This window comes from Pseudomonas neustonica (assembly GCF_003797945.1).
Lineage (GTDB): Bacteria > Pseudomonadota > Gammaproteobacteria > Pseudomonadales > Pseudomonadaceae > Halopseudomonas > Halopseudomonas neustonica.
In genome coordinates, this window is record NZ_RKKU01000011.1 from 71,719 (window position 1) to 87,980 (window position 16,262).

The window sequence follows — 16,262 nt, forward strand, 5'->3', positions numbered from 1 at the left end:
CGCCGCCATTTAAGTTACACTGCGAATTTACGCGCACCCCAAGGAGCAATTGCTTGAACACGGAAAACCATTCCCAAACCGCCGCCTTTCTTTGGTCCATCGCAGACCTGCTGCGCGGTGACTTCAAGCAGTCTCAGTACGGCCGCATTATTCTGCCCTTCACCCTGCTGCGGCGAATGGAGTGCGTGCTTGAGCCGAGCAAAGAGGCGGTAATTAGTGAGTCCTGCGCGCAGGAAGGTCGGCCTGATATGGTACGTGAGCGCCTACTGCTGCGTGCTGCTGGCCAGCAGTTCTTCAACGCATCGCCGCTGACCCTTGGCACTTTGTCCGACACCCAGACCGCCGCCGACCTGATGAGCTACGTGCAGGCATTCAGCAAAGATGCTCGCGAGATCTTCGAGCATTTCCACTTTGAAGATTTCGTCCAGCAGCTGGAAACCGCCAACCTGTTGTATCAGGTGGTGCAGCGTTTCGCCGCCACCGACCTGAGCCCCGAGTTCATCAGCAACTTTGGCATGGGCATCATCTTTGAGGAGCTGATCCGTAAGTTTGCGGAAAGCTCCAACGAAACGGCCGGTGAGCACTTTACCCCGCGCGATATCGTGCACCTCACTACCTCGCTGGTGATCACCGATCAGGACCATAAACTCGCGCCCAATAGCATCGTCACCATCTATGACCCCACCGCCGGCACAGGTGGCTTCCTATCCGAGGGTGATGAGTACATCCAATCCATCAGCGACAAGGTCACCGTATCTCTGCACGGCCAGGAGCTGAACCCCGAGTCCTACGCTATCTGCAAGGCAGATATGCTGATCAAGGGCCAGGACGTGACCAGCATCAAGCTGGGCAATACCCTGTCCAACGACCAACTGGCTGGCCCCGAGCACCACTTCGACTTTATGCTTAGCAACCCGCCGTTTGGCGTGGAATGGAAGAAGGTGCAGAAGCAGATTGCCGACGAGCACAGCCACAAAGGCTTCGACGGACGCTTCGGCCCGGGCCTGCCGCGTGTGTCCGACGGTTCGCTGCTGTTTCTGCTGCACTTGGTCAGCAAGATGCGTGACCCGCGCGACGGCGGCTCGCGCATTGGCATCATCCTCAACGGCTCGCCACTGTTTACCGGCGGCGCGGGTTCAGGTGAGTCGGAGATTCGCCGCTACCTGCTGCAGAACGATCTGGTCGAAGCCATCGTCGCGTTGCCCACCGACATGTTCTACAACACCGGCATCGCCACCTATGTGTGGATTCTTTCCAACCACAAAGCCAGCGCGCGCCAGGGCAAGGTGCAGCTGATCGACGGCAGCCAGCACTTCGCCAAGATGCGCAAATCGCTCGGCAGCAAGCGCCAGTACATCACCGAGGATCAAATCAGCGAGCTGGTGCGCCTGTATGGCAGCTTTGAGCAAACCGCGCAGAGCAAAATCTTCCTCATCGACGCCTTCGGCTACCGCCGTATCACCGTCGAACGCCCGCTGCGCCTGAACTTTCAAACCAGTGGCGAACGCATCGCTAAGGCGCTGGAAGAAAAAGCCCTGCAAAAACTCGACAGCGCCGCTCAGCAGCACCTGCTGGCCGCCCTGCAAGCGATGGACGCCAGTCAGTTGCACCGCAACCGCGAGCAGTTCATCAAGCTGCTGAAAAAAGCCCTGGCTGCGCACAGCGTCAGCCTTAGCACGCCGGAGCTAAAAGCCCTGATGAGCGCCCTGAGCGAGCGCGACCCAGAGGCCGATATCTGCATGGTCAAAGGCCAGCCGGAAGCCGACGCCGGTCTGCGCGACAACGAGAACGTGCCGCTGGGCGAATCGGTGTACGAGTATTTTGCGCGCGAAGTTATCCCCCATGTACCGGATGCCTGGATCGACGAAAGCAAAACCGATGCGCTGGATGGCGAAGTCGGTATTGTCGGTTTCGAGATCCCCTTTAACCGACACTTCTATGTGTTCCAGGCACCGCGTGCGTTGGCCGAGATCGACCGCGACCTCAAAGCCTGCACAGACCGCATCAAGCAGATGATTGAAGGGCTATCGGCATGAGTTTTCCTTCATATCCGGGGTACAAGCATTCCGGCGTTGAACTGCTTGGCGAGTTTCCAGATCACTGGGCGCTAAAGCGGTTTAAGAATGTTTTTGTGGAAAGGGCTGAGCGCAGTACAGATGGATCTGAGGAGCTTTTGTCCGTTTCCGCTTATTTCGGGATAAAGCCACGGTCTGAGACGCTAGATGAAGGTGATCACTTATCACGCGCGGAGTCTCTTGAAGGGTACAAAGTGTGCCAGGCAGGCGACCTTGTCATTAACATCATGCTTGCCTGGAATCGGGGACTTGGTTTTTCTTGGCAGAGAGGAATTGTCAGCCCTGCGTACTGCGTTTTTTATGTGACGGATGGATCTGTACCTGAGTTTCTTGATTACCTGGTGCGCTCAGATGAGTGCATTAGGTATTTCAAAACGCACTCCGCAGGGATTATGGATTCTCGGTTAAGGCTTTACCCGGAGTCTTTTGGACGACTCTTCACCGCAATTCCACCTGCTTGTGAACAAACCCAAATCGCCCGTTTCCTCGACCACGAAACCGCCCGAATCGATGCCCTGATCGAAGAGCAGCAGCGCCTGATCGAACTGCTCAAGGAAAAGCGTCAGGCCGTGATCTCCCGCACCGTCACCAAAGGTCTCGACCCCACGGTGCCGATGAAAGACTCCGGCGTGGAGTGGCTAGGCGAGGTGCCGGCGCATTGGGTGGTGGCCGGTCTGAAATGGTATTGGTCAGTAACAGACTGCAAGCACATCACCGCCGAGTTTGTGGACGAAGGCATTCCTCTCGCGAGTATTCGTGAAGTACAGAGTCGTTATGTCGCTCTCGATAACGCAAAGCAGACCACGGAAGTATTTTACCGGCAGCTTATTGAGGGCGGTCGAGAGCTTGTTGCAGGCGATTTAATATTCAGTCGTAACGCAACGGTTGGTGAGGTGGCACAAGTCGCTAATTGGCATCCTCCTTTTGCCATGGGGCAAGACGTGTGTGTGCTGAAAAAACAATACGAATGGCTTTCGAGTGATTACTTGCAGGCCGTTTTGCGCTCACCAGTCGTTATGGTTCAGCTTGATAACCTGATGATCGGTTCGACCTTCAAACGAGTAAACGTGGAAGATATTCGGGGCATTATTGTGCCAATGCCACCGCAGGGTGAGCAGAAGATCATCGCTGAGTATTTGATCCAAAAAACCGAAATGTTCAACTCGATGCTTGGAGAAGCGCAAAACACGATAGCGCTTCTTCAAGAGCGTCGCTCCGCCCTAATCTCCGCCGCCGTCACCGGCAAGATCGACGTACGCGGCTGGCAGCCACCGGCCAGCGCGCCTATTCCCGAATTAGTAGAAGAGGCCGTGTAATGGCGGGCAGCAAGGAAGCGCAATTTCAACAAGACATTATCGATGCCCTGGCCGCTCAAGGCTGGCTGGTCGGCACCGCCAGCGGCTATGACCGACGCGCTGGACTTGATACTGAGGTGCTCTCTTATGAGTGCTGATTTGCTGCGGTTGCGAGCAACCTTGCTGTCTTGGCGGAACAAAGCATTGAGCGCTAATGCCTTGATCGGTTTGGGGGAGGTGCTTGAAGCCATAGATGAAGTCTGCGAAGACCCGGACCACTGCCCTGAAATAGTTGTGACCTTAAGTCTGGGGTTCGAGGTGAGAGGCGATGGTGATTTCGAGAGTATTGCTGCGGACCTTAGCATCGACTGCGATGGCCTCTTGCTTGATGACTTGCGCAGGCAGTATTCGCCTGAGAATGGCTCCAATCATTTTTCAACCATTGCCAAACGATTCAATCCCATTCTTACTTTTCAATTCGATGATATTTCGGAGTGGTTTGATTTGGTCGATGAGTTGATAAGCGACTCGAGAACGACCCTGCAGGCCTCTCGAAATCATATATGAGTGTGCGTTATGGTTTAGAGCGAACCGAGCCAGCCAGCACTTCGACACGAGTATGACCGCCCAAGGGGCGCTAGCGATCACCAAGGAAGCAGCATGATCATAAATGTCGATAAAACCAACCTGAACAAATTACTGGGCGTGCCCAACCGCCAACTGACCATCCCTGCTTATCAGCGTCCCTATGCGTGGGAGTTTGAGCAGGTTGATGAGCTGTGGCATGACATCGTCGAAACCCTGGGTAGCAATCATTTTATGGGCTCTGTGGTGTTGTGCTCACCTGACCAGGCTCGGCCAGAGGTCATCGATGGCCAGCAACGCTTGACCACCATCATTTTGCTGCTTGGCTTGATTCGCGACCAGTATCAGCACTTGAAACCCGACTTGGTTGGGCGGGTACAGCAGTTCCTGGAGAACGCCTACGCCGAGCCTGATCTGCGCTTCAAGTTTCGCCCGGGCAATGCCAACGCCAAGGTATTTACAGATTTTATTCTCTGTGGGCCTGAAGACTCTTCGCGCCGTGATTGGGCAACCGTTCGCCAGCTCGACAGCCATGAGCTGAACCGTAACAAGCGCATGATCGAAAATACCGAGCGTTTGGCTGGCTATCTGAATCAGCTACTAGCGGCCAGTGACAACCCGTTGAAGGCGCTTGAGCAGATAGAGCGCAAGATCATGACCGGCCTGGAGTTCGTAGTCATCGATGTGCCGGATATCGCCAATGCCTTCATTATCTTCGAAACCCTGAATGATCGTGGCTTGGCGCTGTCGGCGGGTGATTTGCTGAAAAATCACCTGTTGGCCGCTGCAGCCAAGACCAATGAGTCGGTCGAGGCCCTGGCCGAGGACTGGGACAAGATCATCGACAACCTGGAAGGCGGAGATATTACCCGCTTTCTGCGCCACTACCTGCTGACCCAGCATGCTCAGGTGCAGAAGGACGACGTCTTTGCCCTATTCAAGAAGGAGGTCAGCAGCCGGGGCGTCAAACAGCTGATTAAAGATCTAAAGCAGATGTCGCGTTTCTACGGCCAGTTCATCAAACCTGAGTTGGTAAGCGACAACGCCGTGCGCGAGGTGTACCAGAATCTCAACACCCTGCGAGCCAGTATGTGCTATTCCGCACTCCTGGCTGGCTCTGCCGTATTGAATAACGAGGCTTTGCGTGACTTTGCCCGCTTGTGTGAAGTGCTGACTTTCCGCTACAGCACCATTTGCAGCAAGGATTCCAAGGAATTGGAAAAGGTTTACCACCAGGCAGCTAAAGTGCTGGCGAGTCAAGGTGCCGCAGGCCTAGTTGAGGCAAGCAAGATTCTCGAAGCGGCGTCGCCCAGCAGTGCGGAGTTCGTTCTGGCGTTTCGTAATCAGTCGATGGGACGGCATTACATCGTTAACTACATCTTTCGGGGTATCGAGAACCATCTTTCACCGGAAGAGAAGACGCTGCAAAACACCCTGGGTGTGCATATCGAGCACATCATGCCGCAGACCTTATCGCCTGCTTGGCGAGATACTTTGGGCGAAGATGCAGATCAGCATGCGCTGTATATCAATCGCTGGGGCAATCTGACGCTGCTCGGCGGCAAGCTGAATATCGGCGCCTCGAACATGCCATTTGCCAGCAAAATCAAGATTTACCAGCAGTCTAAGATCGCCCTGGCCCACGAGCTGGCTACTGAAGAGTGCTGGGGGCTTGAGCAAATCGATGAGCGCCAGCAAAGGCTAGCGGGGATCGCCGAGGGTATCTGGCGTATCTAACCTCGGTAGGATGTTTGGGAAAAGGACCAGCAAAATGGCTGACAGCAGGGGATTTCAGTTTCAGCAGGACATTATCGACGCCCTAGCTGCTCAAGGCTGGCTAGTCGGCCCTGCCAACCGCTATGACCTGAGCACGGTGACAACCAACAGTCGGCAGTGGGGAACGCCTTATGAAGTTTGAAGAGTTCAAAGCGGGTGCGTGGCTGCAACAGTATCAATACAAGAGCTTCAGCCCGCTAACAGTCAACCGCGAGTGGAGCTGGGAAGACCCGAAAATCAACACCCTGCTGGAGCGTGCCTCCCGCGCCTTGGCTGAGTTGGATGCCTTCACCTTGATCGTCCCGGATGTGGAACTGTTTATTCAGATGCACATCACCAAGGAGGCCAACAATTCATCGCGCATCGAGGGCACGCAGACGGAGATGGATGAAGCTGTGCTGGACAGTAGTCAGCTTGCACCGGAGAAGCGCGACGACTGGCAGGAGGTGCAGAACTACATTCAGGCTATCAACGAGGCGGTGGAAGAGTTGCAGCACGTTCCGCTGTCCAACCGATTACTCAAGTACACCCACTCCATCCTTATGCAGGGCGTGCGAGGTGAGCATAAGACGCCAGGTGAGTTCCGGTTATCGCAGAACTGGATCGGCGGTAGTAGCCTGGCTGATGCGGCTTTTATCCCGCCGCACCCATCGGAAGTGCCAGATCTGATGGGCGAGCTGGAGCTGTTCTGGCACAACGAGCAGGTCGATGTACCAGAGCTTATACGTATTGCCATCAGCCATTATCAGTTCGAGACCATTCACCCCTTTCTGGATGGTAATGGCCGTATTGGTCGATTACTGATTGCGCTTTACCTGGTCAATAAGGGGTTACTGCGCAAGCCCTCGTTGTACCTTTCCGATTTTTTCGAGCGCAACCGTGCCAGCTATTACGACGCATTGATGCGCGTGCGTCTTTCAAACGACATTCAACACTGGGTCAAATTTTTCCTCTCTGCGGTCATCGAAACTGCCGGCAAGGGCAAAAAGACTTTTGAAGGTATTTTGGCACTGCGCCAGGAGATGGATGCACTGGCTTTTGGTTACGGCAAGCGTGCGGAGAATGTTCAGACATTGCTTAAACATCTCTACCGTCGCCCGGCGGTAACGGCCACTCAGGCGAGCGAAATACTTCAGGTAAGCCACCAAACAGCATCGGCGTTACTGCGAAAAATGGCCGATGATCAGATGCTGGTTGAAATCACTGGGTACCAACGTAATCGGATATTTTTCTTCTCTCGATATGTGCAGTTATTTAATAGCTGATTTTTAGGCGGCTAAGAGCGTGTGTAAGAGAGCAGGCTCAAATTTACATATGAAAATCCATATGTAAATTTGAGGCCCTATGTTTACATAAGAGTTTTCTTGTGTAAGGAGAGCGGCTCTTGTTCAGTTCGGGGTAAGACAGCTAGGGGTAGGTATGGCAGATAGCCGCGAAATACAGTTTCAAAACGACATTATTGACGCCCTGGCTGCTCAAGGCTGGCTAGTCGGTACGGCCAGCGGTTACGACCGCCGCACTGCGCTGTATATCGAGGATGTGCTGGGGTACTTCAAGGAGGCCTGGCCCGAGCGTTGGGACAAGTTCGCCAAGGCCAACCCGACTGATCCGGACGGCGTGCTGGTGCAGAAGCTGGTGCGCGAGCTGGAACAGAACGGCACCCTGGATGTTTTGCGCCACGGCTTTAAGTTGCCGGGGGTGAAGATTGAGACGTGCAGCTTCCAGCCCGACCACGGCATGAACCCGGATACCCTCAAGCGCTACCAGTGCAACCGCTTGCGCGTGGTACCGGAGGTGTCTTACTCACCCCATGCGCGTGATGCGGCTAGCGGAGGGCAGAGCTACAACCCACGGTTGGATCTGGTGCTGTTCGTCAACGGCATCCCCACCGCCACGCTTGAGCTAAAAAGCGAGTTCAAGCAGTCGGTGGAAAACGCCAAGCGCCAGTACCGTAACGACCGCCCAGTCAAAGACCCACTGACGCGCAAGCCCGAGCCACTGCTGACCTTCAGGCGTGGCGCGCTGGTGCACTTTGCCGTGGGCCAGAACGAAGTGGCGATGACCACCAAGTTGGCGGGTAAAGACACCTTCTTCCTGCCGTTCAACCTCGGCAGTGCGGAAGGCGGTGCGGGCAACCCGATACCGGAAGATGACAGCCAATACGCCACCGGCTACCTTTGGCAGCGCCTGCTGCAGCCGGATGCCTGGCTCAAGGTGCTGGGGCGCTTTTTGCACCTAGAGAAGAAAACCAGTGAAGGCTTTGACGGCACGCCGGTGACCAAGGAGACCATGATCTTCCCGCGTTACCACCAGTGGGAAGTGGTCAACCAGCTGATCAACACCACCCGCGTTGAAGGGCCGGGCAAGCGTTATTTGATCCAGCACAGCGCTGGCTCGGGCAAGTCCAACTCCATCGCCTGGACCGCCCATCAACTGGCCTCGCTGTACGACGCTGACGGCCAACGGCTTTTCAACTCGGTGATCGTGGTCACCGACCGCACGGTTCTGGATAGCCAGTTGCAGAACACCATCTACCAGTTCGAGCACGCCCAGGGCGTGGTCAAGCCGATCAGCCGTGATGTCGGCAACCAGAGTAAATCCGAGCAGTTAGCCGAGGCGCTGGCTGAGCAGACGCGCATCATCATCGTCACCATCCAGACCTTCCCGGCGCTGTTCGATGCCCTGGACAAGTATCCCAAGCTGGCCAGCGGACGCTATGCAGTGATCGCCGACGAGGCGCATTCCTCGCAAACCGGCTCGTCGGCCAGCAAGCTGAAACAGATTCTCGGCAGTGATGCCCTGGAAGGGGAAGAAGTCAGTGCCGAAGAGCTGCTGGACGCCGCCGTGCAGGCGCGCCAACCAAATGAGCGCATCAGCTACTACGCCTTTACCGCCACGCCCAAGGCCAAGACCCTGGAGCTGTTCGGTCGCCCGGCCGACCCGACGCTGCCGGCCAGCTCAAGCAACAAGCCGGAGGCGTTTCACCTTTACTCCATGCGCCAAGCCATTGAGGAGGGTTTTATCCTCGACGTGCTGCGCAACTACACCACCTACAGCACCGCCTGGAAGATTGCTCACCCCAACGGGGAGGAAGCGGACGACGAGGTGGATAGCAAGAAGGCCCGTATCAAGCTGGCTCGCTGGGTGCGATTGCACCCGTACAACATCAGCCAGAAGGTCGAAATCATCGTCGAGCACTTCCGCGCGAATATACGGGGTCTGCTGGGTGGCCAGGCCAAGGCCATGGTCGTTGCCAGTAGCCGCCAGGAAGCGGTGCGCTACCAGTTGGCGGTGAAGTCTTACGTGCAGCAGATGGGTTACAACGATGTGCACCCACTGGTGGCGTTCTCTGGCAGCGTTTTACCCGATGAGGTGATCCCCGAAGAGGTGACGGAAAGCAGCAGCCTGCTTAACGCCGGTCTGAATGGCCGCGATTTGGCCAAGGCCTTCGACACCCAGGACTTCAACGTGATGATCGCCGCCAACAAGTACCAGACCGGCTTCGACCAGCCAAAGCTGTGCGCTATGTACGTGGACAAGAAACTGCAGGGCGTGGACTGCGTGCAAACCCTGTCGCGATTGAACCGCACCTTCGGTGACAGCAAGGACACCTTCATCCTCGATTTCTTCAACGAGTCGCAGGATATTCTCGACGCTTTCTTACCGTACTACACCAAGGCCGAGCTGACCGACGTGACCGACCCGCAGATCATTTATGACCTGCAGAAGAAACTGGACGCCGAGGGAATCTATTACTGGCAGGAGGTCGAGGCGTTCGCCATGGCCTTCTTCAACCCTAAAGCGGCGGCCAGCAAGCTTACCTATTACTGCACTCCGGCCAAGGAACGCTTTGCCAAGCGTTATGCCTTCTCGCTGGAATCGCGCGAACAAGCGCTGCATTTCAAAGGTACAGCGGAAGCCAATGGCGACAGCGCTGGCCTGAAAAAAGCCGAACACGCATTGAAAGAAGCCGGAGAGCAGATCGACCAGCTCGACCTGTTTCGCAAGAACCTGCAAAGCTTTGTGCGTCTGTACGAGTTTCTCTCGCAGATTGTGCCTTACGAGGACCGCGAGCTGGAGCAGCTCTGCGTATATGCAAGAAACTTGTACCCGTTGCTTCGCTACGATCGCTTGCAGCAAGAGGACGTGGACGTTGGCGAGCTGCAACTGACCCACTATCGCCTCAGCAAGCAAGCCGAACACCGCTTGCGTTTAAGCGAAGAAGGCGGCGAATACACCCTCAAGCCCGGCAGCGATGTTGGCAGCGGTAAGCCGCATGACCCGGAAAAAAAGCGCCTGTCGGAAATCATCGAAGCACTGAACGATATCTTCGGTGCCGAGGTGAGCGACGACGACCAGCTCCAGTTCCTCACCGGCATCGCCCAGCGCATCAGCCGTCAGCAAGATGTGATGGCCCAGGTGGACAACCACTCGGTGGAGCAAGTGATGCACGGCCTGTTCCCCAAGCGCGTGCTAGATACTGTGCTCGACGCCATGACCGACCACGAGAAACTCTCGCTGGAAGTGCTGGATAACGAGACCAAGAGCCGGGCGTTTGCGTTGGTTATTTTGAAGATGCTGACCTCTGCCAGGTTAGACGAGGACGGACCGCGCGGCAGATGAGTGCTGGCAGCACTCAATGATTAGCGCGGACGCTTTGCCGATCAACTTCAGCGGCCTGAAGGCGAACGCAAAGAGTGTTTGTCGTTAGGTAAAAGAGCGGTGATCACTAACCCCATGGCTAGGCGCTCCTGCCTGAACATGGTTGGAATGAAAGCTTGGTGAGTTGGTAATACGTAAATCGTAACGAAGTGAATCTGACACTTTTCCGACAGTCTCAAATTTAGGGCACAAAAAACCCTGAAAATCACGAGGATAATCAGGGTCTTAGGTCTTGCTTATTTGGTGGAGCCGGGGGGAGCCGGCCTTATAGGCGTTAAAAGGCTCTATTCCGCGGATCTCAGCGATATTTTGCGTGAAACTTGGATTTGGTATAACTCACAAAGACTGCGTGTAATCTTATGGGATCTTGACGGGCTGTCAAGAATCTTTTGAAAGGGCCCCGCCTGAAAGTTGAGCACGCATAATATCGGTTCAACTCCCGTTTTGACGTTTGAACTGGCGTCTGAAAATAGCGCCGGATTGGGTTGATGAAGCCCGTGCCATGCTTAGCACGCTGCGTTGGCACAGTGGATAAGAATAACCTAAATGGGCTTGTCTGATTTAGGGGAAGGCGACGGCGCAGTACCAACTTTGGGCATGGCAAAGCCGGCCTTGTTTTTCTGAGCGAATGCAGCGTTGAGGTCTACCGGACTGAGGTGAGAGAGGCTGATTTTCAGGCCGAACTTTTTGAAGACGGCTTCCAGGGTCGCAAGAGTCGGATTGCCGCTATCGACCTCGAGCTGCGAGAGAGCCCGCTTCGAAATTTTGCAGGCCATGGCGAAGCGCTCTTGATTTACCCCTAGGATGTTTTCACGCAGACGCTTAACGGCACCGCCGAGGGTCAATCGCCCTTGTGCGACCTCATCGGCCACCGTTTGAATGTAAGCCTTGCGCTCTTCCAACGTCATCTCTTTCATATCAACCCCCATTCCTTCAGGCGAGCATCCAGATTGTTGAGCGGAATGCTCTTCGCGTTGCGAACGCTGTCCGGCAGGTTTACGAGCAGGTCGGGTAGGGCACGGAAGCTCTGGGCCTGGCTGCGCAGAGCATCGAAGTAAAGATCACCCGAAGCATCGTCTGCCAGAGAGCTGCACGCCTGCCTCCAGTCCGGTGCCCCTGCTTTCTCGTGCTTCCACTTTGTCACTCTGGTTATTCCGTCAGGGTCGAGAACCATAGGGGCCAAATCGTAGATCGGTGCCAGCCTCAGCTTGCCTCCGTCCCGTATAATCGAGATGTTTCTTCCATGATTGTCAGAGTTGCCCAGGATGCGGTTCAGCAGATCCCTTGAAATGTACTCGACGGCCAAGTCAAACAGCTCATCACCCTGTTCGGCCATCGTCCAGATTTCGCCAAGACGGCCAAGCACGAACTCATGTCTCAGGTATGCACCGTTCTCAGTAACGTCACACACTGAGTAAATCGATTCTACTGGGTGACGCAGGATGCCCTGCTCGGTAACTTCGCGGTCAAAGCGGGGCATCCATAGGCTGGGTTTGTGCTCACCGTCATCAATCAGCGCCAACCCATCTGTAGAGATAGTGCTCATGCCGATCTCAGTGATTGCGCGGTAATACTGGAACTCGGCTCTCAAAATATCCTTGTCGATGGCTGCTGCCCGGTTTCTGGGGAATTTTACGAACCAGTGCTGCTTGGTCTGCTCAGCCGACAGCGTGGCCTCGGCAAACATTAGCCCGTTGTGGTCTTCCGCCAGCAACAGCTTGGGCGCTTCACCGCCAGCCCCAGTGGCGCCGCCGATGGCAGCACCTTGCTCATAGGCATACTCCAAGAAATCCGTATTGCGCTCGGCCACCTCTGCGCGGTTAAAGCCCAAGGGCTCGCCTTCATCAAGGTAGGGCAGCGACTGTTTGATCCGCATGTGGCCGATAGGGGATGGGGTACACCGCTCGAGAAGAAACAGACTCATGGCGATGTCATCTGGCTTTTGGGCTGCGAAGCGCTTCTCCAGCGAACGAAATGCTGCCCCGGAGGGAATTATGTCCAGAAGGAATGCCGGATAGCCCTCAGAGGTATAGATGTTCATGTCCAAGCGATGCACTACGCTCACGGAGTGCTCGAAGTAAGAGCTTTCGCATTCCATATTGTTGAGGTAGAAACTGGTCAGGTAGCCAGTGATGCATGCTCCCTCACGAGGATTCAAGGGATTCTCGAATTTCAGGCTGTAGGCGTCTTGCCAGGTACCATCAGCGAATACTTCAACAGTGAGTTCTTTGGCCATGATTAAACCAGTAGTCGGCGCATTATAATGCGTTGAAGCATAGCGGCAACACGTGGTTAGCGCAATATAATGCCCTGGATAATGACGTATGATTTATTTTGGCGCATTAAAGTGCGCTATTGCGATTCGCCTCTTTATGAGGTTGGGAAATGTCCAGGGGAGCTGGGGTAGTCCAAAGAAATGTCTCCGGATCGCTATTGGGAGCAACTCATCCAGTATAGAAATGCGTCAATTGGATTGGTTTGTGCCAGGGCATTGAACTGGGTCAGGTATGGGGTCTGTCATCGACTAAGAGTAAGCTAATTAGCGATTCAGGCTGAATGCTGGTCGGGGGCATCGCGATAGTTTGCTCACCTACGCTCGCCGCGGTCCGCAAAAATCTTCATATAGGTCTGTTTAAGCTCGATGAACGATACGCCTTGCAAGTCTTACTATCAGGATCAGTGGTCCCGCTACAGTGCTAAGCTGAACCCAGCTGCAACTGCTGATGAGTGCATGCATGATTTTTTAGATGGTAAGCCAGCAGGCAAGCACGGTAAGCGTGATCGTGCTGCCGGTCTTTTGAGTTTGGACTTCTGGTGGCAACCAGGCTTGCTTGAACAAACACAGCTGGCAAGGCTAGTCCTGGCTCAGATTCTGTGGGTCCAAGATGATATTGACCGCTCTCTGCTGGATCACCTCGCCCAGCACAATCCTGATTTACTGCGCTGGGCGATCCGTTATTCAAAGCTTTTTACTAAAACTGATTCGCAGGTGATGCGCCATCTTGGCCAGACGGTCACAGGACATGAATGGGGTGCTTTCCTGAATGCCTGTAATCGCTTGGTGGAACAGCTTGAGCCATTTGATGACTTAATAGCGCAAGCCGAGCAGCATTTGAAAACGCTATCGCTGCTCGAGTTGATGTCTTATCTGAGCATTCTCGCTTACCCCGCCCTTGAGAGTGTTGAGCAAAATACCCAGCAAAGCTGGGCAGTTTACGAACGCATTATCCAACGTAAGCTGCAACGCTGTAGCGAGCGAGACTTTCAGCTGACAGAAAAAATACTGGGCAAGTCTCTTAAACGCCATCTCTCGCCGCTATTATTCCCCGGAGGCGGCTCGCCAGAGAAATGCATAGCCCACCTTGAATCCGTTGCTGTGCTTATTGCCGCGATGAGCGAGCGACTCGACTATGAAGCGACCATCGATTCCTTTTGTTTTGATAGCGACATGCACTATCAAATGGAGCAGGGGCAGCCTGTCATCTTCAGTGTCAGCACTGAGAGCGCTAGCCGCTGGAAGCAGACTGAAGAAAAGTCATTGCTGCTATGGAGCTATTGGTTGCGTCGCGCGATGGACGATTTTGTCATCGCCGGGATGGCTGATGTCACCATAGGCACGCCTGAAAACCATGAAGCCAATCAATGGGCCTGGATCAAGGCTGTGCGCAGTCGCCTTGTGATGCAGACCCTTTTTGGATGCAGCGACAAGATCCTTCTGGCTGATGGCGCAGAGGTCGACTTGCACCAGACCTTGCTGGCCAGTGAACTATCTTCCGCCTTCTTTGTTAAGTCGTATCTGGAAGTTTACAAGCGCAATAGAAGTCATGCCGAATCAACCATTGCAGCGTTAGGACAGATGGCGTGGGAGGGATTGCTCGAAGGCGAGAACGGCTTCCCCATGACCTGGTCGGAACTGCCCGCCAAAATAAAGCGGATTCGGGGCTGGACTGTGAGCCAGGCAAACCCAACAGGGGATGCAGTGGCGGCAAAAAACATACTGGAGTTCTGGACCGTAGATTTGCGCCAGTTGTCAGCCCAGATCAAGGCTAGCCCGTTAGTTCCCGTTCCCAGGCTTTCAGAACAGCCGTTCTATAAAATTGGACGGTACAGCTTTCAGTTTCCCTGGATTGCCGGTCAGCAAAACAATCTTGTCTCCGCCGTTAACTCTTTACGCCGCATAGGCGTGCGCAGACCTGAACTGCGCAGCGAGACTGAGCAGGTTGAGCTTTGCCTGGCGCAAGCATTGCGGCAACGAGGCTTCAAGGTGATTGTGGGTTATCAGCCTCCGATTCTAGATGGGAACGATGCAGGCGAAATGGACCTTATCTGCCACCTCGATGGCGTGGTGTTATTGCTCGAAGTGAAGTCAGGTTTTATCCGCTCCTCGCGACACGAGGTATGGTTGCACCGAACCAACACTCTGCGTAAGGCAGCCAGACAGTTGAGGCGTAAACAGCAAGCTTTGCAGCCGCTATTGAATAGCGACCACACCTTGCGCCGAGATCTGAACCTGCAGGATGCCAACGCAGCGCTGCCAATCCATGCCTGGGTAGTGGATACCTCGATAGAATGCGACGGCGAGCTGCTAGATGGTTTTAGAGTGGTATCGCGCGAGGTGATGGAAGTTGCCCTGAAGGACCAGAAACACTACTTGCAGCCTCTAGATGCTGAGGATGACGCAGAAATCCAAACACTTTATCCCGACGGCTTTAGTGCCCAGGCTTTTGTAGATGCGGTTACCAATGAAGCGGTTTGGCGGGGCCTGCTGCCCAAGTAATTGCGCCAGCCTGTGTGTGGGCATGCAACAGGAATCGACGCGAGTAGTGCATAGACTGGCAAGATGTCTAATTGGCTCTTAGCAGCGTGCTGGAAAAAACTGCTTCAGGTTGAGCGCGGCGCCGAGGCGTCGGGTTTAATACGCTCGATTCCCCTACTTAATAGAGCCACTGTTGAAAGTGGTCCAGATTCGCGGCCACGATTTGCCACGCCGTCGGCTTGGCCTGCACCTTGGTCGGGTCAATCTGGTAGCGCTGCAGCACGTATTGCACCAGCGCCCCGGGGGTGTCGATTTTCAGTTGCCCCTCAAGCATGCCGTAATCCGCTTCGACAATGGCGCGCTGCTCGGGCTTCAGCCGGGAATCCGGCTCAATGATCACGGAAACTTCGGTGTTCTAGGCGACATCTGCCTCGCGGGTGTGCTCGGACACATCGTCCATCAGCTCGGGCTCCCCGCGAAAGCGGCTCAATACAAAGTCCCGGTAGTCGCCGTTCTTCTCGCAATATGCACGCACATGCCAGCGCATGCTGGTAAATACCAATGTGTGTGGCGCGATCAGGCGGGTCTCATCGTCGGTTGTGGTGAACGACACATAATCGCATTCCAGTCGCTGGCCCTCGCGTCAGGCCCGCAGCAGTGGCCGCAATACCTCGGGTCGCACGGACCGGTCCGATACCTTCAGGAACTCAGTATGCGCATAGGCCAGCGCCAGGCCCTCAATGTGAGGCGCACGGTCATGACTTTGATTCAACAGGTGCAGATAGGCGCTGGCGCTGTCATCGATAAAGCGTGGCTGAAAGCGCTTGCTTGGTACATAGCCCTTCAGATGCTTGTCGTACTCAAGGTTCTTCGGGGCATGCTCGGTGATGTAGGTGTTGATGTCTTTGGAGGCCTGCTGGCGGCTGATACCAAAGCTCTGGATCAAGTGCTGTGTGGTCAGTCGACCCTCCCACCAAGCAACCGTTTCGATCAGGCGGTAGCGAAGGGCGAGATCCCAGCGGACGGATTCAGGGGGTTGCTGCGTTTTATGGTGTCCTTACCTGCTTGAAAAGCTGACACATAAGCGTCGCTTGTGTATACGTGTCAACCAAG

The 16,262-nt window shown here is 54.9% G+C and carries 11 protein-coding genes and 1 pseudogene; 9 read left to right on the forward strand and 3 right to left on the reverse strand.

The genetic code is table 11. From position 1 onward, the window contains the following. The first annotated feature begins 53 nt into the window (after positions 1 to 53). The 8 genes from EF096_RS10585 (at position 54) to EF096_RS10610 (ending at position 10,354) form a co-directional block, all read left to right on the forward strand. Entirely contained in the window at positions 54 to 2,036 is a 1,983-nt protein-coding gene (locus EF096_RS10585) for a type I restriction-modification system subunit M (protein ID WP_123889600.1), read from the forward strand. Further along, positions 2,033 to 3,391 (forward strand): restriction endonuclease subunit S, encoded by a 1,359-nt coding sequence (locus EF096_RS10590; RefSeq protein ID WP_123889601.1) that lies wholly within the window; start codon positions 2,033 to 2,035, stop codon positions 3,389 to 3,391. The genes EF096_RS10585 and EF096_RS10590 overlap by 4 nt, the downstream gene beginning before the upstream one ends. Beyond that, positions 3,391 to 3,528 (forward strand): hypothetical protein, encoded by a 138-nt coding sequence (locus EF096_RS20295; protein WP_158611264.1) that lies wholly within the window; start codon positions 3,391 to 3,393, stop codon positions 3,526 to 3,528. The genes EF096_RS10590 and EF096_RS20295 overlap by 1 nt, the downstream gene beginning before the upstream one ends. Further along, complete coding sequence (locus EF096_RS10595) at positions 3,518 to 3,937, forward strand: hypothetical protein (protein WP_123889602.1); 420 nt, start codon at positions 3,518 to 3,520, stop codon at positions 3,935 to 3,937. Before EF096_RS20295 ends, EF096_RS10595 begins: the two co-directional genes overlap by 11 nt. Positions 3,938 to 4,030: 93 nt before the next feature. Next, a complete protein-coding gene (locus EF096_RS10600) occupies positions 4,031 to 5,692 on the forward strand; it encodes a DUF262 domain-containing protein (RefSeq protein WP_123889603.1) in 1,662 nt (553 codons plus the stop codon). 34 nt (positions 5,693 to 5,726) lie between these two features. Next, positions 5,727 to 5,873 (forward strand): hypothetical protein, encoded by a 147-nt coding sequence (locus EF096_RS20300; protein ID WP_158611265.1) that lies wholly within the window; start codon positions 5,727 to 5,729, stop codon positions 5,871 to 5,873. Next, positions 5,863 to 6,996, forward strand: a complete 1,134-nt coding sequence (locus EF096_RS10605; protein ID WP_123889604.1) for a Fic family protein — start codon at positions 5,863 to 5,865, stop codon at positions 6,994 to 6,996. Before EF096_RS20300 ends, EF096_RS10605 begins: the two co-directional genes overlap by 11 nt. Positions 6,997 to 7,150: 154 nt before the next feature. Beyond that, the gene (locus tag EF096_RS10610; RefSeq protein WP_123889605.1) at positions 7,151 to 10,354 is read left to right on the forward strand and encodes a type I restriction endonuclease subunit R; all 3,204 of its coding nucleotides are present in this window, start codon (positions 7,151 to 7,153) and stop codon (positions 10,352 to 10,354) included. 581 nt (positions 10,355 to 10,935) lie between these two features. Here EF096_RS10610 and EF096_RS10615 read toward each other — a convergent pair. Both EF096_RS10615 and EF096_RS10620 read right to left on the reverse strand, forming a co-directional pair. Further along, positions 10,936 to 11,310, reverse strand: a complete 375-nt coding sequence (locus tag EF096_RS10615; protein ID WP_235869707.1) for a helix-turn-helix domain-containing protein — start codon at positions 11,308 to 11,310, stop codon at positions 10,936 to 10,938. Continuing rightward, the gene (locus tag EF096_RS10620) at positions 11,307 to 12,629 is read right to left on the reverse strand and encodes a HipA domain-containing protein (protein WP_123889606.1); all 1,323 of its coding nucleotides are present in this window, start codon (positions 12,627 to 12,629) and stop codon (positions 11,307 to 11,309) included. Before EF096_RS10620 ends, EF096_RS10615 begins: the two co-directional genes overlap by 4 nt. 495 nt (positions 12,630 to 13,124) lie before the next feature. On the opposite strand from EF096_RS10620, the gene EF096_RS10625 reads away from it, so the two are divergent. Next, positions 13,125 to 15,170 (forward strand): nuclease-related domain-containing protein, encoded by a 2,046-nt coding sequence (locus tag EF096_RS10625; protein WP_235869708.1) that lies wholly within the window; start codon positions 13,125 to 13,127, stop codon positions 15,168 to 15,170. A 157-nt stretch (positions 15,171 to 15,327) separates the two neighbouring features. On the opposite strand, the pseudogene EF096_RS10630 reads toward EF096_RS10625, so the two are convergent. Next, a pseudogene (locus EF096_RS10630) lies at positions 15,328 to 16,143 on the reverse strand (helix-turn-helix transcriptional regulator). Between the last annotated feature and the right edge of the window lie 119 nt (positions 16,144 to 16,262).